Genomic DNA, 20,812 nt, shown 5'->3' with positions numbered 1-20,812 from the left:
TCAAAGACGCCAAAACTCAGGCAAAAATAGTTGGGGTACAATCGTCCCAGGTAAATGGAGCAGGTAGGTAGCGCGCAGATAGGTGGTGCAGAGTTTGATGGATGCGCTGCGCTTATCCACCCTACGGTAATACGGTATGGGGCGCCTGGGTTATGGAGGGAGTTAGCGGTCTGCGAGCCACAGCCGTGTTTTTAATCCCCACTTTGAGGTCATGCCTGAGGTTACGGCACTAACGTTCCCCTCGGTATCTACAATGGCTATAGATGGGGTTACTTTGAGGCCCCAGCTATTACTCAGTGCACCAGCTGGATCGTTGATGGTGCGGAATTTGAGATTGTGTTTTTGCTGGTAAGTGGCCACTTCATCCGGAGTGCCCGATTGCAAAGCGATGGTGATGACCTGGTGATCCTCTGATAGGTCGGAGACGGCCGGGGACACCACGCGGCAGTAACCGCACCAGGTGGCCCAGAAATAAATCAGCACCGGGCCCTTCTCTGTCATTTTCTGCAGGCTGATCAAGCGGCCATTGATGTCCGGGGCCAGCAGGTCTGGCGCCTGGCCTTGGGGCATGTTGCGGCTGTGGTACCAGGAGACGGCGCTGACAATGACAGCGGCGAGCAAAATAAATTTTGTGAGAGACCAAACCGCACTGCGCCACTTCACCCTGCCACCTCGCTGGTCAGTTGATCCATTGCCACCACTTCGATCCCGCCCTCTCTATACCGCCACTGCAGATTAAAACTACAGAGCTTCATGCCGTAGACCCGCTCCGGGTCCGGTTGCTGATACGCGGGTTTCGGGTCCTGCCCAAGAACCTGCTGAATGAGTTGCGGAAGGTCGGTTCCCAACGCATCCCTATATTCACGAGCCCGCCGCAGGATCGGGTCTGGGATATGCACGCTGACAAGCGCGGGCGATTGCTCGGCGAGCGCACTGGTTGCCGAAGGGACGCTATCTGCATAGGGAATGTAGGGTTTGATATCCAGGATCGGCGTAGCATCCAATAGATCGGCACCGGCAACGATGAGTTCCACTTTGGGGTGTAAACGCACTTCGATCAGACGCACGACCGACAGGCCGATATTATTTGGTCGAAATGGCGAACGGGTAGCGAAGACACCGAGCTTTTTATTGCCACCAAGGCGCGGTGGGCGCACTTTGGGGGACCACTGCCCAGCGACCTGGTGAAATTGCCAGGTGAGCCAGAGGTGGCTGTGTTGTTCCAGTCCGCTGACAGCATCCGGGTCGTTGAATGGTGGCAGCAGTTCGATGGATGCGCGGCTGGCATCCGCCAGCAGGGGCTGCCGGGGGATGCCGAATTTTTCCGTGAAGCAGGAGTGAGTGATCGCGACGGGGGCTATCTTCAACTCAGTGTTTAATGGCGCGCTCAAGTACCACCCATACTAAATCCCACCCATACAGAGGTATTTGATTTCCAAGTAATCGTCGATGCCGTACTTGGAACCTTCGCGGCCGGTGCCGGATTCCTTGATACCGCCGAAGGGGGCCATCTCATTAGAGATGATGCCTTCGTTAATGCCCACCATGCCGTATTCCAGCCCTTCCGCCACGCGCCAGATTCGGCCGATATCGCGGGAGTAGAAATAGGAAGCCAGGCCGAACTCGGTATCGTTAGCCATCTGAATGGCTTCTTCTTCGCTGGAGAATTTATACAGTGGCGCGACGGGGCCAAAGATTTCTTCTTTAAACAGTTTCATGGTGTCGTCCACGCCGGACAGTACTGTCGGGGTATAAAAGCACTCCCCCAGATCGCTGGGACCGCCATCGTTCAGGTTTTTGGCGCCTTTGCTAACGGCATCTTCCACCAGTTTTTTTACGTCTTGTACCGCGCCGGGGTTAATCATGGGGCCGACTTCCACGCCCTCTTCCGTGCCGTCACCCACTTTCAGGGCCTTCACGGCTTCGGTGAATTTTTTGGCGAACTCGTCGTAAACACCTTCCTGCACCAGGATGCGGTTGGCGCAGACACAGGTCTGGCCCGCGTTGCGGTATTTGCACACGATGGCGCCCTTCACCGCTTCGTCCAGATCCGCGTCGTCGAACACGATAAACGGCGCGTTGCCGCCAAGTTCCATGGAGGTTTTCTTGATGGTGTCGGCGCACTGGGCCTGCAGTTGTTTGCCCACGGCAGTGGAGCCGGTGAAGGTGAATTTGCGCACCAGCGGGTTGCCGGTCATCTCGGCGCCGATTTCCCGCGAACTTTTGCCCACCACTACGTTGAATACCCCTTTGGGGACACCGGCCTTTTCTGCCAGCACGGCTAGAGCCACGGCGGAGAGCGGGGTTTCTGAGGCGGGTTTAGCGACGAAGGTACAGCCGGTGGCCAGGGCCGGAGCGACCTTGCGCGCGATCATGGCACTGGGGAAATTCCACGGGGTGATGGACGCGGTGACGCCCACGGGCTGTTTTACCACGACAATGCGCTTGTCGTTACTCGGGGGGGCGATGACGTCGCCATAAACGCGCTTGGCTTCTTCCGAGAACCATTCCAGGTAGTTGGCGCCGTAAGTGATTTCGGTTTTCGCTTCGCTGAGGGGCTTGCCCTGCTCTGCAGTAAGGATGGCGGCAAGGTCGTCGACGTTGTCGATGATCAGGTTGTACCAGTCGCGCAGAATTTTCGCCCGCTCTTTGACGGTGCGGTTGCGCCAGGCAGGCCAGGCCTGGTTGGCGGCTTCGATGGCGCGGCGGGTTTCGTCAGCACCGCAGGAGGCGATGGTGGCCACGACTTCACCATTGGCGGGGTTGATGACGTCGAGGGTGTTGCCGGAATCCGCATCTGCCCACTGGCCGTTGATGTAAGACTGTTTGCGCAGCAGGTTGGGGTTCTTAAGACTTAGCATTTGGGGGCCTTTCCTTGTAGTTGCCAGCAGCTTGAGTTGCGGCGCGGCTAGCTACGAACGTTCGTTGTTCGCAATTCTAGCCTTCCGCAGTTTTTTCTGCCCTTACCTAAAGGGTATTGCGACGCCCCGTGCCGATTTCAACCGAGTTCGACTCCGCGGCTATTTTTTCTTTTTCACAAACTTCATCAGGCGGCGCTTCTTGGCTTTTTGGCGCTCGTTGAGTTTGTTTTTCTTGCCCGCGTAGGGGTTGTCGCCAGTGCGGAATTCGATCTTTACCGGGGTGCCGTGCAGGTCCAGGGCTTTGCGGAAGGTTTTTTCCAGGTAGCGCACATAGTGGTTCGGCACCTGGGCGGTCTGGTTGCCGTGAATCACAATCACCGGAGGATTTTGACCACCGGCGTGGGCGTAGCGCAGTTTGATGCGGTGGCCATTCACCAGCGGCGGTTGGTGCTCAGTAACCGCCCACTGCAGAATCCGCGTGAGGTGGTTAGTGGAGAGCTTGTCGGTGGCGGACTGATAAGCGTCTTCGATGGACTTGTACAGATTGCCCACGCCCGTGCCATGCAGTGCGGAAATAAAGTGAATATCCGCAAAGTCCACAAAGCGCAGGCGGCGCTCCAGTTCGGTTTTGACAAAGTCGCGGTGGTCGGGATCGAGGCCGTCCCACTTGTTCAGGGCCACAACCAAAGCACGGCCGGCCTGGATGACACTGCCCATCAGGTGCAGATCCTGATCCACCAGGCCTTCACTGGCATCGATCACCAGCACCACCACGTTGGCATCTTCCACTGCCTGCAGGGTTTTGACGATGGAGAATTTCTCCACCGATTCCTTGACGTTTTTACGGCGGCGGATGCCGGCAGTGTCGATGATGGTGTACGGCTTTTCGTCGCGGGTGTAGTTGATGTACACGCTGTCGCGGGTGGTGCCGGGCTGGTCGAAAACCACTACGCGCTCTTCGCCCAGCAGGCGGTTCACCAGAGTGGATTTGCCCACGTTGGGGCGGCCGACGATACCAATCTTGATGCCTTTGGCTTCTTCCTGCTCTTCCTCTTCCGTCGCCGGCAGCCCCTCGACCAGGCGCTCCATCAGTGAGCGAACACCGCGGCCGTGGGTGGCGGTGGTGGGGAAAAGTTCGCCGATGCCGAGTTCGTAGAATGGCGCCAGGGCGATATCCGGATTTACCCCGTCTACCTTATTGGCCACCAATATGGTGGGCTTGGAGCGGGTGCGTAGGCGCTCGGCGATCATATCGTCCGCCGGGGTGAGGCCCGCGCGGCAGTCCACCAAAAACAGCACAAAGTCCGCTTCTTCGATGGCCTGCATGGATTGCTCGGCCATGGCCGCGTCGATACCTGCTTCGTCACCACTGATACCGCCGGTGTCCACCAGAATCATTTTGCGGCCTTCGAATTCCGCTTCGCCGTATTTGCGGTCGCGGGTGAGGCCGGCGTAGTTGGCCACGAGGGCATCGCGGCTTTTGGTGAGCCGGTTGAACAGGGTGGATTTACCCACGTTGGGGCGCCCTACGAGGGCGATTACAGGCAACATATCAGGAGGTACTCAAATGCTGGCATCGGGCCAGATATATAAATGTCTACGGGCTGCGTTGGGCACGCTTTAACCAGAAATGCAAACGCCCGCAGTGATGCGGGCGGTTCGGTTTTCCGTTGTAGGACACAGCCTGAAGGCAGGCTCCTACAAACGATCGTGTACTAAAACTACGTTAGCGCTCCAGGCGCAGTGCCACCAGTTCGCCGTCGTCCGACAGGGCGAACAGCAGGTCGCCATCGGCCAGCAGCGGGATGCGCACTGGATCGCGGTCGATACGGGTGCGGCCCACAAAGCGGCCGGTAGATGGATCCAGCGCGTGGAGGTAACCATCCAGGTCGCCAACCACCACGACATCACCAAAATACGCGGGTCCGCTCAATTCGCGACGCAGCAGTTCACTGTTGGTCCACTGGATCTGCCCATTACCCACATTGTAGGCGTGGACACTGCCATCGGCGCCGCTGAGGAACACCTGACCGGCACCCACGGTCACCCCGTGGTTGGTCGAGGCGTCACGGGCCCAAAGGCCGCGGCCATCTTCCCGGGACAGCGCAACCGCGCGGCCCTGATAACTCGCGGCAAAAACCAGGTCACCGCGTACCAGCGGCGTGCCGTCGACATCGACGACACGTTCCAGCTCGGCGGTCCCCTGGGGAATGGCAACGCGCTGTTCCCAGCGGGTGAGGCCATCGGAAGCATTCAGAGCAAGCAGCTTACCGTTGTCCAGACCGGCGAACACCATGCCGGCGGAGATCACGGGGCTGGCTGTGCCGCGCAGGGTCAGTACCGGCAGCGCGGTGTTGTGCCGCCACTGCTGTTCACCGGTGTTGGCATCCAGACCCAGCAGTTTGCCATCCACGGTCTGCACGACCACCATGCCGGAACCCACTGCCGGGGTGGCAACCACTTCGCCACCCAGCTGGGTGGCCCAGCGCTCGCTGCCGTCGTGCAGGTTCAAGGCGACAATACGGCCGCGATAATCAGCCACTACGGCCATACCCAGGCCAACACCGACACCGCCGCTGATGGACTGATCGATATCCACTTTCCACAGACGTTTGCCACTTGCGCGATCAAAGGCATTCACATCGCCATCGCTGTTGGCGGCAATGACTTTGCCATCAATGATGCCCGGCTTGAGCATGGCATAACGCAGCGCGTCGATATCGCCAATATTCTGCGACCAGACTTCACGCAGCTGGACGCTCTCGGTGATTTCCGTCAGCTCTACGGGATCGGTATCTTCCTTTTCTTCGGTGGAAGCACAGGCACCGATCACTGCGGCCAGAGCCACGGCGGCAATCCGGTTAAGCGCTTTGCCCGCCACCATGCGTACGCCTGTGTGAGTAGCTATCATTGCGCGTCCTTCTCCGTTGCTGCTTCGCTGTCCGTTTCTGCTTCGTTTGCGTCGCCTGCCGCTTGTGCGGCCGGGCCGTCTTGAGCATTCGACTTTTCAGCCTGGGGTGCTTCGCCCAGGGTTTCAATTTTCAGGTCCAGCAGGCGCGAGCCGGCAGCCTGCTCTGGCAGCAACTGGGCGCGGGCTTGCAGGTAGGCAGCGCGGGCGGCTTCTTTATCGCCCTGCTGTACCAGAATATCCCCGCGGGTTTCCGCATAAAGCGCGGCGAACGCTGCAGGTACATCGCCTTGTACCAGCGCCAGGGCTTCTTTGGTTTCACCGCGCGCGGCCTTGACGGCTGCCAGACGGCGCTTGGCCACCAGCGTCAGTGATTCGTCGCCGCTGTTATCCAGCACCCACTGCAGTTCTTTGGCGGCAGTTTCCAGATCATTCTTCTCTGCCGCCAGACCCGCCAGCTGCAGCGATGCCTGCGCGGCATAAATACGCTTGGCGAAGTCGTCTTTCAGTTCGCGGGCCAGAGACTGGGCAGTGGTCAGCTGCTTGTTGTCCGGGTTGCCCTCGTTGGCAGCCAGCGCTTCAACAAAGCCCTGATACACGTTGGAAGCCGCTTCTGCATCGCTGCGCTCCTTGCCCTGCCACCACTGCCAGCCGAAGTAACCGGCCAGCGCCAGTACGATACCGGTGACGATGCCGGTACCGTTTTCTTTCCACCAGCGTTTGAGCGATTCAATCTGTTCTTCTTCGGTCAAATGGTCAGCCATTTCTTATTCGCCTTATTTTTAATCCAATACGTAAATTCGGTCTTGATATCCGGCCGGGTGGCCGGTGAGCGCCTTATGCCTGTAGCATTTTGGCCACATCTGCCAGCGCCACAGTCTGCTGTTCGGCGCCTGTGCGCAGCGGTTTTACCGTTACCTGCCCCGCGGCGGCCTCGTCTTCACCAATGATCAGCGCGTAATCGGCGTTGCTCTTGTCGGCCTTTTTCATCTGACTCTTGAAGCTGCCGCCACCGCAGTGGGTCTGCAGGCGCAACCAGGGCAGCTCGCTACGCACTTGCTCCGCTGCCGTCAGGGCTGCGGATTGTACATTACCCACCGCCACCAGGTACGCATCGACCTGCTGGTCGAGGGAGTCCGGCAACACTTCCAGTGTTTCCAGCAACAGGACCAGGCGCTCAACGCCGAGGCCGAAGCCTACGCCCGGGGTAGGCTTACCGCCCATCTGTTCGACGAGACCATCGTAACGGCCGCCGGCACACACGGTACCCTGGGCGCCAAGGCTGTCGGTCACCCACTCGAAAACGGTCTTGCCATAGTAGTCGAGGCCGCGCACCAGGCGCGGATTTACCTCGTAGACCACACCGGCAGCATCCAAGAGTGCGCGCAGCTGTTCAAAGTGTGATTTTGATTCCTCGTCGAGGAAGTCCAGTAGACAAGGAGCGTCCGTCAGCAGTTCCTGAGTCTGGGCATTTTTACTGTCGAGAATACGCAATGGGTTCCGCTCGAGGCGGCGCTGGCTGTCTTCGTCCAGTTGATCCTTGCGCGCAGACAGGTATTCCACCAGCGCATCGCGATAGGCGGCGCGGCTGTCGCTGTTGCCCAGGGAGTTCAGCTGCAGAGTGACGTGCTCGGACACACCCAGTTGCTTCCAGATGCGCGCGGTCATCATCAGCATTTCGGCGTCGATATCCGGGCCGTTGATGCCAAAAACTTCTACCCCAAACTGGTGGAACTGCCGCAGGCGGCCCTTCTGTGGGCGCTCGTAGCGGAACATGGGGCCGAAGTACCAGAGGCGTTGGGGCAGGCTCAGCAGGCTGTTCTGGATCGCTGCGCGCACGGTGCCGGCGGTACCTTCGGGGCGCAGGGTGACACTGTCTCCGCTCTTGTCGTCAAAGGTGTACATTTCCTTTTCGACAATATCGGTGGCCTCACCCACAGCGCGCGCAAACAAGTGCGTGGACTCGAGCATCGGGGTACGGATTTCACTGTACCCGTAGCGGGCGAAGAGTTCGCTGAGGGTGCTTTCTACGTACTGCCACACCGGCGACTGGGTGGGCAGCAGGTCGTTCATGCCGCGGATGGCGCGAAGTTGTTTCAACGGATGTCCTTAACGTCTTGACGATTAAACGGAGCTCAGAGCTTCCAGTTATTCCGTGGTTTCTTTGGCGATGATCTGCGCTTCCTGCGCTTCTTTGGCCGCGGCTTTTTCGCGGATCAGTTGCTCCAGATCATTCACCAGGTTGTCGTTCTTGAATTTACGGTCCGGCTGTCCGTCCACATAAATGGCGTGGCTGGGGGTACCGCCGGCAAGGCCGATATCCGCTTCTTTTGCCTCGCCCGGGCCGTTGACGATGCAACCGATCACCGCCACATCCAACGGCGTGGTGATATCTTCCAGGCGGGTTTCCAGTTCATTCATGGTTTTCACCACATCGAAGTTCTGGCGCGAGCAGCTGGGGCAGGCAATAAAGTTGATGCCTTTGGTACGCAGCCGCAGGCTTTTCAGCAGGTCCCAACCCACTTTCACCTCTTCCACCGGATCGGCAGCGAGGGAAACTCGCAGGGTATCGCCGATGCCGTCCAGCAACAGCGCGCCCAGGCCAATAGCGGATTTCACAGTACCGGCACGCAGGCCGCCGGCTTCGGTGATGCCCAGGTGCAGCGGCTGCTCGATCTGGGAGGCCAACTTGCGGTAAGCCGCGGTGGCCATAAAGATGTCGGAGGCCTTTACGCTCACCTTGAAGTCCTGGAAGTTCAGGCTGTCCAGGATATCCACATGGCGCAGGGCGGATTCCACCAGGGCGTCCGGAGTGGGTTCGCCGTATTTCTTCTGCAGGTCTTTTTCCAGGGACCCGGCGTTGACGCCGATGCGGATCGGGATGTTCAGATCCCGCGCCTTGTCGACCACCGCGCGAATACGCTTCTCGCGACCGATGTTGCCCGGGTTAATGCGCAGGCAGTCCACCCCCAGATCGGCCACCCGCAGGGCGATGCGGTAGTCGAAGTGAATATCCGCCACCAGCGGTACATTCACCTGCTTTTTAATCGCACCGAAGGCTTCCGCAGCATCCATAGACGGAACCGAAACCCGCACGATATCCGCACCGGCGCTCTCCAGCCGCTGGATCTGATCCACGGTTGCGGCCACATCGCAGGTCTCGGTGTTGGTCATACTCTGCACCGAAATCGGCGCACCACCACCCACCGGCACATTACCCACCATGATCTGGCGCGATACGCGGCGAACTATGGGCGACTCGAATTGCATAAACAGCACCTGCGTTGGCTTTTAGCGAGTAAAGGGGATGACCAAAATTGGGGGGGATTATAGATAGATTGGGCGCAAACCTACAGTCACCTGTTGGGCCTCGCCGGACTAACACGCCTTAGGAGGCTGCTTGCAGGCGAACAGCTGGGTGTTCGCCCGGTTCACCTGCAAGCAGGCCCCTACAGAGAGAGGGAAGTGTCAGCCGCCCACGGTGAGCTTACGGGTACGACGATTGCCCAGGGGGGCGCTTTCCACCACTTCTCCGGCGTAGCTGACGGTGGTAGCCGCGGCATTGCCCAGCATCAGGCTGAACGGGGCCTCGCCTTCCAGCTCGACAGTGGAACCTGCAGGCTGCAGCCTGGCAAGGATCTTGTTACCAGTGGCGTCGGTAACTTCCACCCAGGACTCCTCACTGAAGCTCAGGGCCAGCGCAGCACCGGAAATAGCAACGGGTGCCGGAGGTTCTGCCACTGGCTGCAACGTTGAAGCAGGCACCGACGGCTCAGAAATGGCTATCTGAGGCTCGGAAACAACCGGGTCCGCCTGCTGTACAGTTTCCTGCACCGGCACAACCGCTTCAGCAGCCGCTTCCGGCTCTGGCTCAGGGCTCTCGGTAACAACGTCCGCCACGTCAGCCAGCTGGACATCGGTTTCAGGCGCAAAATCTTCCGCCAGCTCGGACTCCAGCTGGCCCTGCGAAGACACGGCAAAGTCCTGTGGATCTGGCAGCTCATCTGCAGGTTCAGCATCTACAACCGCGTTATCTGCAACCTGGGCCTGCGGTGCTACGGGTGCATTCTTCTGCCCCATCCACCAGTAACCACCGGCAGCGACCACTGCAGCGACCAGCACGATAGGCACGAACGCGGAGCCGCCAGAGGAACCACTCCCGCCAACCACCGGGCCTTTGGGCACCTGGGCGGCGCGCGGTGCTTCGGCCGGGGCCTGCCGGGCAAAAGCGGCCAGCGGACCAGTCTCATCTATGCGGAGCTCTTTACAGATGTTGCGGATATAGCCGCGCACGTAGGTGCTGCCGGGGAAGCGATCCAGCTGATCCTGCTCCAGCGCTTCGAGCTTGCTCGGCGTCATACACAGGCGCCGGGCCAACTCGTCACTGGTCAGCCCCGCCTGCTCACGGGCGGAGCGAAGTTGCACGCCGACGGAAGCGGTTTGCGGCTGTTCGTCGGTGGTTTCCGGCTGGTCCGGATTGAGGTTACTACTGCTCATTTTCGGCCATCATCTGCTGGTATTTCAGCGTTTCCGCTGAATAGGGAAATAGGTTTTTCAGAGCCAGGGCATAACTCCGTTCCTTATCCCGGTTGCCAAAGATTTTTTCGATGCGGATACCCAGCCACAGGGATTGCGGAATCTGGCGATTCTTTTCACTGAAGCGATCCAGATACTGCTTGGCCTGGGTGTAGTCCTGCTTTTCGAACTTGAGCTCGGCCAGCTCCAGCAAGGCAACGGGCAGATCGGAACTCAGCGCCAGGGCCTTTTTGAACGCGCGCTCGGCGCCGTCCAGTTCGCGCAACCTCAACTCCGCACGGCCGAGGTTGGCGAGTGCGTACGAGCGGCGGTTGTAGGAAAGATCTTCCGATGCAGTGAGAAACTGCTCTTTGGCATCGACGTACCGCTCTTGCTGATACAGGAATACGCCGTAGTTCACCCGCGCCATGGAGAAGCTGCGGTCGTAACGCAGAGCTTTTTCGAAATGGGATTCAGCCACCGCCAGCTCGCCATCCGCCTGATACAGCAGTGCGAGACCGTGATGGGCCTGCGGGTCTCGTTTACCCAGCTTCAGGGCTTCCTGGAAGTGGTGACGGGCCATTTCGCGGTTGTCACCACCGCTTTGCAGATAGCGTAAGCCGAGCTGGACGTGAGTTTCACGGGCCTTGTCGAGGTCGACCTGCTTGCCACCGCCGGTGGTTACGCAGCCCCCCAGCAACAGGGAAACGAGTAATCCAGCAATGACTGCCGGATTGGAAATTTTTGCTAACACGAGCATCACCTTGTAGTTATCGGGTGCGTATTACCTGCGCACGCCGTATCCCTTCGGCGATGCAAGAGTCAGGCCTGGCTGACAATCCTTACCGGGCGCGCGGCGTTGCGATAACGCTCGGAGCGACGGGTGCGGTCGTTCACCTGACCGGCCAGCTGACCACAGGCCGCGGCGATATCGTCGCCTCGGGTGGTACGCACGGTTACGGTATAGCCTTTGTCCAACAAAATCTGTTGAAAACGTCGCAATGCGTTGTTGCTGACCCGCTGATAATCGGACAGCTCGAACGGATTGAAGGGTATCAGATTTATCTTTACCGGCACATCGCGCAGCAGTTCCGCCAGCTCTTCGGCGTGCTCCGGACGGTCGTTCACCTCACGCATCATGGTGTACTCGATGGTGATCTTGCGGTGATTGTCCGGCATCTGCTCGATATAGCGCTTGGCGCTGTCGAGCAGCATGGCGATGGGGTATTTCTTGTTGATGGGCACCAGCTCGTTGCGCAGGGCATCGTTGGGTGCGTGCAGGGAGATCGCCAGGCTCACATCGGTCGCTTCAGCCAGGCGGTCCAGGGCCGGCACGACGCCGGAGGTGCTCAGCGTGACCCGACGCTTGGAGATGCCGTACGCATTGTCTTCCATCATCAGGTTCATGGCGTCGACCACGTTGTCGAAGTTGAGCAGGGGTTCCCCCATACCCATCATCACCACATTGGTCACCTTGCGCGGCCGCTCCTGCTTGGGTTGCGGAGGCAGCAGCTGACCAAACGACTTACACGCGATCCACACCTGGCCGATGATCTCGGCAGCAGTCAGGTCGCGGTTAAAGCCCTGCTTGCCGGTGGCGCAGAAGCTGCAGTCCAGGGAACAGCCGACCTGGGAGGACACACACAGGGTGCCCCGGTCACCATCGGGGATATAGACCGTCTCGATCACGTTGCCACCGCTGACCTCAATCAGCCACTTGCGGGTGCCATCGGTGGAGTCCATCTGCTTGAGGACTTTGGGGGCGCGGACTTCGGCGATCTCCGACAGCTTGGCGCGCATCGCCTTGCTGACGTTGGTCATCTGCTCGAAATCGTCCACGCCGCTCTGGTGAATCCATTTCAGTACCTGTACCGCGCGAAAGCGCTTCTCGCCCAAGCCGGAAAAGAAGTCCGTGAGCTTGTCGACCGACATGCCCAGCAGATTGATTCTTTCGGCTTGTTGGGTTTCGGCCTGTACGGTTTGTACTTCGGTCATGGATTCACCTTGCACCCAGATGAGTGCGAATTAAGTCGGTGCGGAATTTGGATACACCGCAGGAGCCTCCCTGCACGCGAACGGTTCGAAGTCCGGACCATTCGCCTGTAGAGCAGGCTCCCGCTGATAGTACTGCGTAGCAGGCTACTTAGCGTGCGCAGACTTCTTCCGCAGAGAAGAAGTAGCTCACTTCGCGCTCTGCAGAAGCGGCGGAGTCGGAGCCGTGTACGGCGTTGGCATCGATGCTGTCGGCGAAATCTGCACGGATGGTACCGGCGTCGGCTTCTTTCGGGTTGGTGGCGCCCATCAGGTCACGGTTGGCCAGGATGGCGTTTTCGCCTTCCAGAACCTGTACCACAACCGGGCCGGAAGTCATGAAGGCAACCAGGTCTTTAAAGAAAGGACGCTCTTTGTGCTCGGCATAGAAACCTTCAGCCTTTTCCTGGGACAACTGAACCATTTTCATCGCAACGATGCTCAGGCCAGCCTTCTCGAAACGGCTCTCGATTTCGCCGATTACGTTTTTGGCGACGGCGTCCGGCTTGATGATGGACAGGGTGCGTTCTACGGCCATGATGTTCTCCATTTCCAGGTTTTGTAAAAAATTGTCTTAATACAGATACGAAAAAAGCAACTTTCGTTGCTCTTCCCTGAATTCTCTCACCACAACAACTGGCGATTTAATAACCAGCCAGCCTCGCGGAGCGCGGATTATACGCGCTGTGCGATGAAGTTTGTACTATTCGTTTTCTTCGATCCAGGCGGCTTGAATGGCCTCGAGGATCTTCTCGCCACAGCGGTTGGGGTCGTCATCGAACCCCGGCAGCGCCATGACCCACTGGCGCAGGTCGACGAAGTTGACCCGCAGTGGGTCCACGTCCGGATGGGCATCGCACAACTCGATGGCGATATCGTTAATATCCGTCCATTTCATGTCATTTTCCTCGCGCTGTTCGCCTCAGTGTTTCTCGGACACCTGGTTGATGGTGTATTTAGGAATCTCGACCACCAGGTCTTCGTTTTCCACAATCGCCTGGCAGGACAGACGGGAATCCGGCTCCAGCCCCCAGGCCTTGTCCAGCAGGTCCTCTTCCAGCTCGTCTGGCTCACCCAGTGAGTCAAAGCCCTCGCGCACGATGACGTGACAGGTGGTGCAGGCGCAGGCCTTCTCACAGGCGTGCTCAATCTCCACGCCGTGCTTGAGCGCCGCATCGCAGACACTGATACCGGGATCCACTTCGATGACTTTGCCTTCCGGGCACAATTCTTCGTGGGGCAGGAAAACTATCTTCGGCATACTTTCAAACTCCGAGTCGCAACTCTTCAATCATGACCGCCCGTGAGGGCTTGTCGAATGGCCCCTCAGGGCTTGTCGAATTCATCCAGGCTGTGGCCCTGCATGGCGCGCTTTATGGACTCGTCCATGCGGCGCGCGGCAAACGGCTCGGACAGCGCATTCAGCTCGTCGATACGGCTGCGGATCTCTTCCGGGGTGCCGCCATTGTGGGCCAGCCGCAGCGCCTGCATCCCCCGCTCCAGTGCCTCCAGTTCTTTTTCGTCCAGCAGCTCGGCACCGTTTTCCTGCAGCGCCACCAGCATGGCCTCCAGCGTGCGCTCGGCCTCGACTTGGGCCTCGCGCAGGGCGCGGGCGGCAATGTCTTCTTCGGCGTTGGCGTAGGAGTCCTGCAGCATACGGGTGATATCCGAATCTCCCAGGCCGTAGGACGGCTTGACGGTGATCTCCGCCTGCACGCCGCTGCTCTTTTCCATGGCCGTGACAGACAGCAGGCCGTCGGCGTCTACCTGAAAGGTCACGCGGATATGCGCAGCGCCGGCCACCATAGGCGGGATACCGCGCAGCTCGAAACGCGCCAGGGAGCGACAGTCCTGCACAAGTTCACGTTCGCCCTGCACCACGTGAATGGCCATGGCAGTCTGGCCGTCCTTGAAGGTGGTGAACTCCTGAGCCTTGGCCACCGGGATGGTGGTATTGCGGTGGATCAGCTTCTCAGTGAGGCCGCCCATGGTCTCAATCCCCAGAGACAGGGGGATGACATCCAGCAGCAACAGGTCTTCGCGGGATTTGTTGCCCACGAGCACGTCGGCCTGCAACGCGGCACCGATGGCGACCACCTGATCCGGATCGATATCTGCGTGGGGCTCACGACCGAAAAAATCCCGCACTTTGTCGCGCACCCGCAGGGTTCTGGTAGAACCGCCCACCAGCACCACTTCGGCAACTTCTTCCGCAGACAGGTCCGCGTCGCGCAGGGCGCGCTTGCAGGCCCGCAGGGTCTTCGCGATCAATGGATCCAGCAGCTCGGCGAGCTTTTCCCGGCTGAGTTCAGCGGACCAGCCGCCGTAACTGACGGATACCGAAACTTCACTGGCCAGGGCTTCCTTGGCGGCACAGGCGGTGTTCAGCAACTTCCGCTGTTCGCCGGCGTCGTGGTCGGTACCCAGCCCGGCCTCCTCGGCAATCCACTCAGCCACCGCGCGGTCAAAGTCATCGCCACCGAGGGCGCTGTCGCCACCGGTAGAGAGCACTTCAAATACACCCTTGGACAGGCGCAGAATTGAAATATCAAAGGTGCCGCCGCCGAGATCGTAGACGGCGATCGTCTTGTCGGCAGCATCACCACGCTCCTCCTGCTTGTCGAGCCCATAGGCGACCGCCGCTGCGGTGGGCTCGTTCAGCAGACGCAGTACATTCAAACCTGCGAGCTTGGCGGCATCTTTGGTGGCCTGGCGTTGGGCTTCGTCAAAGTACGCGGGCACGGTAATCACCGCGCCGTCCAGTGGCCCACCGAGCGACTCGGCGCCGCGCGCAGCGAGCACTTTCAAAATCTCTGCGGAAACCTGCACCGGGTTTACCTTACCGGCGACTGTTTCGATCGCAGGCATGCCGCCAGTGTCTTCGGCAAAGTGGTAGGGCAGTTGATCGCCGAAATTCTTGATATCTGCCAGGCCGCGGCCCATAAGGCGCTTGATGGAAATCAGCGAGTTATACGGGTCCTCACCGGCGGCGGCGCGGGCGCCATAACCCACTTCCACACCAGCTTCGGTGTAACGCACCGCGGAGGGCAAAATCACGCGGCCATCATCCGCGGGCAGCGGTACGGCCGAGCCACTGCGCACGGTGGCCACCAGTGAGTTAGTGGTACCGAGATCGATGCCTACCGCGCGCTTGCGCTGATGAGGCTCGGGCGTCTGGCCGGGTTCGGAAATCTGCAGTAATGCCATAGTGCTAATATTTAGTTCGCTTCAGTCCAGTAAATCTTCTTCGAGCTCTTCAACCTGCCGCTGCAACTTGGCCAGGAACTGGAGTTTGAGCAGTGCGCTTTTCGCCTCTTCCAGCGCATTGGCGCTCAGGGCAGAGGCGAAGGCAGCCTCCTGCGCCTTAAACAGCTGGCCTGCTTCGCTACCCAGGTTGTCCAACTCCGCCTCCGGATCGGCGGCCGTGCGTACGTCTTCCAGCTGTTCACGCAACATCATCTGCTGCATGAGAAACTCGCCATCGGCGGTCGTCTGTTCCGGATTGATTTCAACACCGGCCAGTTGCAACAGATAGGCGGCGCGGGCCACCGGGTCTTTCAGGGTGTTATTGGCTTCGTTGATCTGCGCTGCGTACTGCATCGACAGCATCTGCTCGCGCTCGGACTTCGCCGCGAAGCGGTCCGGATGGAATTCCTGCTGCAACTCGCGGTAGCGTTTTGCCAGCGCCTGACGGTCAACCGCGTAGGAGACCGGAAGGCCAAAAATTTCAAAGTGATTCTGTTGCATAAAAGTGCTGCCAAATAACAAAAAGGCCGGCATGCACCAGGCATCCGGCCTCCAACTGCGCGAAAGCCCAGGTATTAAACGTGGAAGCTCTCGCCGCAGCCGCACTCATTTTTTACATTGGGGTTCTTGAAGGCGAAGCCTTCATTCAGCCCCTCTTTGACGAAGTCCAGTTCGGTACCGTCGAGATAGGCGAGGCTTTTGGGGTCGACAATCAGCTTGACGCCGCCCGCTTCAAACACCGTATCTTCCGCCTCAGCCTGATCGACAAACTCGAGAACGTAGGCCATTCCAGAGCAGCCGGCGGTCTTCACGCCGACGCGAATACCGATACCACTACCACGGCTGGCCAATTGCCTGGCGACGTGAGCCTGGGCCGCTTGGGTCATGGAAATTGCCATGTCGGTGCTACTCCTTACCGGTCTTCACTCTTGCCTGACAGTCTCGGGACCTGAGCCTGAGCTCAGCCCGCAGCCTGTTCGGTTTTCTCACCGCGCTTCTCGCGGATGTTATTCACTGCGGCCTTGATCGCATCTTCGGCGAGTACGGAACAGTGAATTTTTACCGGCGGCAGCGCCAGCTCTTCGGCAATCTCGGTGTTCTTGATCTGCGCCGCTTCATCCAGGCTCTTGCCTTTCACCCACTCGGTGAGCAGGGAGCTGGAAGCAATGGCAGAACCGCAGCCATAGGTTTTGAACTTGGCGTCTTCAATGATGCCGCTTTCGTTCACCTGAATCTGCAGACGCATGACGTCACCACAAGCCGGTGCGCCGACCATGCCAGTCCCCACATTTTCCGCCTTGTCGTCCATGCGACCGACGTTACGGGGATGTTCATAGTGGTCAATTACTTTATCGCTATAGGCCATGACTATACCCTCTCAAAAATTCTCGATTTGCGCGGCAGCTTAGTGGGCTGCCCATTCGATGGTGCTGAGGTCAACGCCATCTTTGTACATGTCCCAGAGCGGGGACAGTTCGCGCAGTTTTTCCACTGCCTGCCTTACTTCTTTGGCCGCGGTATCCACGTCCTGTTCCGTGGTAAAGCGACCAAAACTGAAGCGCAGGGAGCTGTGGGCCATCTCGTCGTTTACACCCAGCGCGCGCAGTACGTAGCTGGGCTCCAGGCTCGCCGACGTACACGCGGAGCCGGAGGAGATCGCCAGATCTTTCAGCGACATGATCAGGCTCTCACCCTCTACGAACGCAAAGCTGACGTTCAGATTGCCCGGTACACGCTGCTCAACAGAGCCGTTGATGTGCACTTCTTCCATATCGTTGATCTGATTCCAGAAACGCTCGCGCAGTGCAACCAGGCGCTTGCCCTCTTCCGCCATCTCTTCTTTGGCGATGCGGAATGCTTCACCCATACCCACGATCTGGTGGGTGGGCAGAGTGCCAGAGCGCATACCGCGCTCGTGGCCACCACCGTGCATCTGCGCTTCCAGACGCACGCGCGGCTTGCGACGCACATACAGGGCGCCGATACCTTTGGGGCCGTAAACTTTGTGAGCGGAGAAGGACATCAGGTCCACTTTGAGCTCCGCCAGATCGATATCGATCTTGCCGGCACTCTGGGCTGCGTCCACGTGGAAGATCACTTTGCGCTCGCGGCAAAGCTCGCCGATCGCGGCAATGTCGTTGACTACGCCAATTTCGTTATTGACGTGCATCAGACTCACCAGAATGGTGTCTTCACGCAGCGCTTCCTGTACCTGCTCCGGGTAGACGATGCCGTCTTCTTTCGGATTCAGATAGGTCACTTCAAAGCCTTCGCGCTCCAGTTGGCGGCAGGCATCGAGTACGGCTTTGTGCTCAATCTTGGAAGTGATGATGTGCTTGCCGCGGCCCTGATAGAAGTGCGCAGCACCTTTGATGGCGAGGTTATCAGACTCGGTGGCACCACTGGTCCACACGATCTCACGGGGGTCGGCGTTGACCAGCTCCGCCACTTCGCGACGGGCATCTTCCACCGCCTCTTCCGCTTTCCAGCCATACAGGTGGGAGCGGGACGCCGGGTTACCGAAGTTACCCTCCATAGTCATCTGCTCCGCCATCTTACTGGCGACGCGCGGGTCTACCGGGCAAGTTGCCGAATAATCCAGGTAAATGGGAAGCTTCATAATCTTTTCTCTCCACTCGCCGATCTGTTACCGGCGCCATACTGCTGATTAAGCTCAATGTTCGGTTGGTCAGACCCGCTAGCCTGACCGGGCGGGCGGCACCTTACTGCAAGCCACCAATAATCGCCACTTTCTGTTCTACCACCTGATCCAGAGCATCGGACGCGGCGCGCCCGTCCTGGCGGCGGGCCACTTCCTGCACATCGGCACGCTCGACCATATCGGCCAGGCTGATCCCGTTGAGGAAGCCGTGAATCTGACGGCTGAGATCCGTCCACAGGTAGTGGGTAAGGCACTGTTCACCGGCGGAGCAGTCGCTGTTACCGCCGCAACTGGTTGCATCGACCGATTCATTGACCGCATCGATGATTTCCGCCACGCAGATGTCCGCGTTTGCCCGGGCCAGGCGATAGCCGCCGCCGGGGCCGCGCACACTGGATACCAGTCCAGACTGACGCAGGCGGGAAAACAGCTGCTCAAGATAAGACAGGGAGATATCCTGGCGCTTGGATATGTCAGCCAGGCTAATGGGGCCGCGCTCGGCGTGTAATGCCAGGTCCAGCATGGCTGTGACCGCATATCGCCCTTTGGTTGTTAAACGCATACGCTCTCCTGGCCTTCTCTCGGCTCTCGATTGAAAAGCCCCCTCCCATCGCCCCGCTTTACGGGCTTCAGGGCCCGAAACCAGTACTACCGAACCGGGGCGCGAGTATGGAATAACCCACTACTTCAGTCAAGTATATAGCCGAGTAAACCAGTCGGGTATTTGGCGGAAGGTTATACCAATTGGTTATCACTGGCGGCGCCGGCGATATATACAGGTGCCACCCACCGGGGAAGCGTGACCCAGTGGACTATTTCGGCCGCCCCTTGCCACCGGTGCGATGAATCAGATTCTGAATCGCGGTCAGCATACCGCGCAGTATCCCCAGCTCCATATCGTCCGGACGGACGCGACTAAACAGTCGACGCAGGCGGGTCATGGTCTGACGGGGGTTGTCCGGATCGATAAACCCGAGCTCGCCCAGCGCCAGCTGAAGGTGGTCGTAGTAAAGCTCCATATCCCCGGCTTTCGCTGGGGGGCGATCCCAATCGGCATAGCTGAGTGCCGCACCCTTCTCCGCTTCCAGCGCCGCCATTCGCGCTTCGTACACCAGCACCTGTACCGCCGTAGCCAGATTCAGGGAGCTGTATTCGGGGTTTGCGGGAATATGCACATGGAAGTTACAGGCCTGCAGCTCCTCATTGGTCAACCCCCGGTCTTCGCGACCGAATACCAGCGCCACCGGGTGAGACTGGGCTTCGACGATTGCACGTTCGCCGCATTCCCGCGGCGTCAGCAGCGGCCAGGGGATACGGCGCTCGCGGGCGCTGGTGGCGACCACCAGGCCACAATCTGCCACCGCCTCTTCCAGGGTTTCCACCACCACTGCACTATCGAGCAGCTCTGCGGCACCGGCAGCACGCCACACCGCATTGGCAGCGGGGAATTCCCGCGGCTGCACCAGATACAGCTGGCTCAGCCCCATATTCTTGAGCGCGCGGGCGGCGCCACCGATATTGCCCGGGTGGGCACTGTTGACCAGCACAACGCGGATGTTGTCCAGCGCAGCCAGTGCACTCTTGGACGCCGATTTCGATGCGGTTTCGGAAGGAGAAGTCGCCATATTGGTTACCCGGTCAGAATGACTACACTAGGGCCTGTTATAAAACGGGCGCGGAGTGTAGCAAAATTGCACAGGAATCCCTACAATCGCGCCGCCGGCCTGCCCGGCACTGCTTTTTACCATCGACACCCACAACTGATCGCGGAATTCCTATGGAACCCATGCTGAATATTGCCCTGCGCGCGGCGCGCAAGGCCGGTGAACTGATCGAACGCGCCTGGGAGCGCGGCGACCTGATGAAGTTTGAAGAAAAAAGTCGCAACGATTTCGTGACGGAAGTGGACAAGGCCAGCGAGCAGGAAATCATCTACCACCTGCGCAAGGCTTACCCCAAGCACAGCATCCTCGCCGAAGAAAGCGGCCTCCAGGAAGGCGCCGAGCCGGAATACGAGTGGATCATCGATCCCCTGGACGGCACTACCAACTTTATCCACGGCTGCCCGCATTTCGCGGTGTCCATCGCCTGCCGCTACCGCGGACAGATTGAGCACGCCGTGGTTCTCGACCCGATCAAACGTGAAGAATTTACCGCCAGCCGCGGTCGCGGTGCGGCCCTGAACGGTCGTCGTATTCGCGTGTCCCCACGTCAGGGCCTGAAAGGCGCGCTCATCGGTACCGGCATTCCGTTCAATGGCGAACCGCTGGAAAACATTGACGCCTACCTGGCAGTGATGAAAGAAATTGCCGGACAGACCGCGGGTATCCGCCGCCCGGGCGCCGCTGCCCTGGACCTGGCGTATGTGGCCGCCGGCCGCTTTGATGGGTTCTGGGAAATGTACCTGAACAGCTGGGACATCGCCGCGGGCTCACTGCTGGTGAAAGAAGCCGGCGGCCTGATCAGCGACTTCCGCGGTGGCAACGACTACCTGGAATCCGGCAACCTGGTTTGCGCCACACCGAAGACCTTCAAACCGCTCCTGCAGGTTGTGGGTAAGCACCTGGGGAAAATCCCCCAATAACAAGT

At 59.3% G+C, this 20,812-nt stretch carries 22 protein-coding genes; 1 reads left to right on the top strand and 21 read right to left on the bottom strand.

The genetic code is table 11. The features are described from left to right. Window positions 1-162: 162 nt before the first annotated feature. The 21 genes from Q1A74_RS00655 to trmJ form a co-directional block, all read right to left on the bottom strand. Window positions 163-663 carry a protein disulfide oxidoreductase gene (locus Q1A74_RS00655; RefSeq protein ID WP_299591395.1) on the bottom strand — a complete coding sequence of 167 codons (501 nt, stop codon included), beginning with the start codon at window positions 661-663 and terminating at the stop codon, window positions 163-165. After that, complete coding sequence (gene tsaA, locus Q1A74_RS00650; RefSeq protein ID WP_299591393.1) at window positions 660-1,367, bottom strand: tRNA (N6-threonylcarbamoyladenosine(37)-N6)-methyltransferase TrmO; 708 nt, start codon at window positions 1,365-1,367, stop codon at window positions 660-662. The genes Q1A74_RS00655 and tsaA overlap by 4 nt, the downstream gene beginning before the upstream one ends. A 36-nt stretch (window positions 1,368-1,403) precedes the next feature. Further along, a complete protein-coding gene (locus Q1A74_RS00645) occupies window positions 1,404-2,861 on the bottom strand; it encodes an NAD-dependent succinate-semialdehyde dehydrogenase (protein WP_299591391.1) in 1,458 nt (485 codons plus the stop codon). Window positions 2,862-3,020: 159 nt separating this feature from the next. Continuing rightward, window positions 3,021-4,412 (bottom strand): ribosome biogenesis GTPase Der, encoded by a 1,392-nt coding sequence (der, locus tag Q1A74_RS00640; RefSeq protein ID WP_299591389.1) that lies wholly within the window; start codon window positions 4,410-4,412, stop codon window positions 3,021-3,023. Between the two features lie 175 nt (window positions 4,413-4,587). Further along, window positions 4,588-5,772 (bottom strand): outer membrane protein assembly factor BamB, encoded by a 1,185-nt coding sequence (bamB, locus tag Q1A74_RS00635; RefSeq protein ID WP_299591387.1) that lies wholly within the window; start codon window positions 5,770-5,772, stop codon window positions 4,588-4,590. Beyond that, the gene (locus tag Q1A74_RS00630) at window positions 5,769-6,533 is read right to left on the bottom strand and encodes a tetratricopeptide repeat protein (protein ID WP_299591385.1); all 765 of its coding nucleotides are present in this window, start codon (window positions 6,531-6,533) and stop codon (window positions 5,769-5,771) included. The genes bamB and Q1A74_RS00630 overlap by 4 nt, the downstream gene beginning before the upstream one ends. Before the next feature lie 73 nt (window positions 6,534-6,606). Beyond that, window positions 6,607-7,869, bottom strand: coding sequence for a histidine--tRNA ligase (hisS, locus tag Q1A74_RS00625; protein WP_299591383.1), 1,263 nt, complete (start codon window positions 7,867-7,869; stop codon window positions 6,607-6,609). A gap of 48 nt (window positions 7,870-7,917) precedes the next feature. Next, window positions 7,918-9,039: a flavodoxin-dependent (E)-4-hydroxy-3-methylbut-2-enyl-diphosphate synthase gene (gene ispG, locus Q1A74_RS00620; RefSeq protein WP_299591381.1), complete on the bottom strand. Its 1,122-nt coding sequence runs from the start codon at window positions 9,037-9,039 to the stop codon at window positions 7,918-7,920. Window positions 9,040-9,237: 198 nt separating this feature from the next. Continuing rightward, window positions 9,238-10,266, bottom strand: a complete 1,029-nt coding sequence (locus Q1A74_RS00615) for a RodZ domain-containing protein (protein WP_299591380.1) — start codon at window positions 10,264-10,266, stop codon at window positions 9,238-9,240. Then, window positions 10,256-11,044, bottom strand: coding sequence for a type IV pilus biogenesis/stability protein PilW (gene pilW, locus Q1A74_RS00610; protein ID WP_299591379.1), 789 nt, complete (start codon window positions 11,042-11,044; stop codon window positions 10,256-10,258). Before pilW ends, Q1A74_RS00615 begins: the two co-directional genes overlap by 11 nt. 62 nt (window positions 11,045-11,106) lie before the next feature. Further along, window positions 11,107-12,279, bottom strand: coding sequence for a 23S rRNA (adenine(2503)-C(2))-methyltransferase RlmN (gene rlmN, locus Q1A74_RS00605; protein ID WP_299591378.1), 1,173 nt, complete (start codon window positions 12,277-12,279; stop codon window positions 11,107-11,109). Window positions 12,280-12,427: 148 nt separating this feature from the next. Beyond that, window positions 12,428-12,853, bottom strand: a complete 426-nt coding sequence (ndk, locus tag Q1A74_RS00600) for a nucleoside-diphosphate kinase (protein ID WP_299591377.1) — start codon at window positions 12,851-12,853, stop codon at window positions 12,428-12,430. 165 nt (window positions 12,854-13,018) lie between these two features. Beyond that, window positions 13,019-13,213, bottom strand: coding sequence for a Fe-S cluster assembly protein IscX (gene iscX, locus Q1A74_RS00595; protein ID WP_299591376.1), 195 nt, complete (start codon window positions 13,211-13,213; stop codon window positions 13,019-13,021). A gap of 24 nt (window positions 13,214-13,237) precedes the next feature. After that, on the bottom strand, window positions 13,238-13,576 hold the full coding sequence (fdx, locus tag Q1A74_RS00590; RefSeq protein WP_299591375.1) for an ISC system 2Fe-2S type ferredoxin: 339 nt from the start codon (window positions 13,574-13,576) through the stop codon (window positions 13,238-13,240). A 65-nt stretch (window positions 13,577-13,641) separates the two neighbouring features. Continuing rightward, window positions 13,642-15,522 (bottom strand): Fe-S protein assembly chaperone HscA, encoded by a 1,881-nt coding sequence (hscA, locus tag Q1A74_RS00585; RefSeq protein WP_299591374.1) that lies wholly within the window; start codon window positions 15,520-15,522, stop codon window positions 13,642-13,644. Between the two features lie 21 nt (window positions 15,523-15,543). Further along, window positions 15,544-16,062: a Fe-S protein assembly co-chaperone HscB gene (hscB, locus tag Q1A74_RS00580; RefSeq protein ID WP_299591373.1), complete on the bottom strand. Its 519-nt coding sequence runs from the start codon at window positions 16,060-16,062 to the stop codon at window positions 15,544-15,546. 74 nt (window positions 16,063-16,136) lie between these two features. Continuing rightward, entirely contained in the window at window positions 16,137-16,460 is a 324-nt protein-coding gene (gene iscA / locus Q1A74_RS00575; protein ID WP_299591372.1) for an iron-sulfur cluster assembly protein IscA, read from the bottom strand. A 62-nt stretch (window positions 16,461-16,522) separates the two neighbouring features. After that, window positions 16,523-16,927: a Fe-S cluster assembly scaffold IscU gene (gene iscU / locus Q1A74_RS00570; protein ID WP_299591371.1), complete on the bottom strand. Its 405-nt coding sequence runs from the start codon at window positions 16,925-16,927 to the stop codon at window positions 16,523-16,525. Window positions 16,928-16,966: 39 nt separating this feature from the next. Then, window positions 16,967-18,181 carry an IscS subfamily cysteine desulfurase gene (locus Q1A74_RS00565; protein ID WP_299591370.1) on the bottom strand — a complete coding sequence of 405 codons (1,215 nt, stop codon included), beginning with the start codon at window positions 18,179-18,181 and terminating at the stop codon, window positions 16,967-16,969. Window positions 18,182-18,284: 103 nt separating this feature from the next. Continuing rightward, on the bottom strand, window positions 18,285-18,785 hold the full coding sequence (gene iscR / locus Q1A74_RS00560) for a Fe-S cluster assembly transcriptional regulator IscR (protein ID WP_299591369.1): 501 nt from the start codon (window positions 18,783-18,785) through the stop codon (window positions 18,285-18,287). A gap of 250 nt (window positions 18,786-19,035) precedes the next feature. Continuing rightward, complete coding sequence (gene trmJ, locus Q1A74_RS00555) at window positions 19,036-19,848, bottom strand: tRNA (cytosine(32)/uridine(32)-2'-O)-methyltransferase TrmJ (protein ID WP_299591368.1); 813 nt, start codon at window positions 19,846-19,848, stop codon at window positions 19,036-19,038. Between the two features lie 152 nt (window positions 19,849-20,000). On the opposite strand from trmJ, the gene Q1A74_RS00550 reads away from it, so the two are divergent. Then, on the top strand, window positions 20,001-20,807 hold the full coding sequence (locus Q1A74_RS00550) for an inositol monophosphatase family protein (RefSeq protein ID WP_299591367.1): 807 nt from the start codon (window positions 20,001-20,003) through the stop codon (window positions 20,805-20,807). Window positions 20,808-20,812: the final 5 nt, after the last annotated feature.

The organism is uncultured Microbulbifer sp. (assembly GCF_947504145.1).
In the GTDB taxonomy this organism is placed as follows: domain Bacteria; phylum Pseudomonadota; class Gammaproteobacteria; order Pseudomonadales; family Cellvibrionaceae; genus Microbulbifer.
The sequence above is the reverse complement of the archived record's forward strand: the minus strand, read 5'-3'. Positions and strand labels throughout refer to the sequence as shown.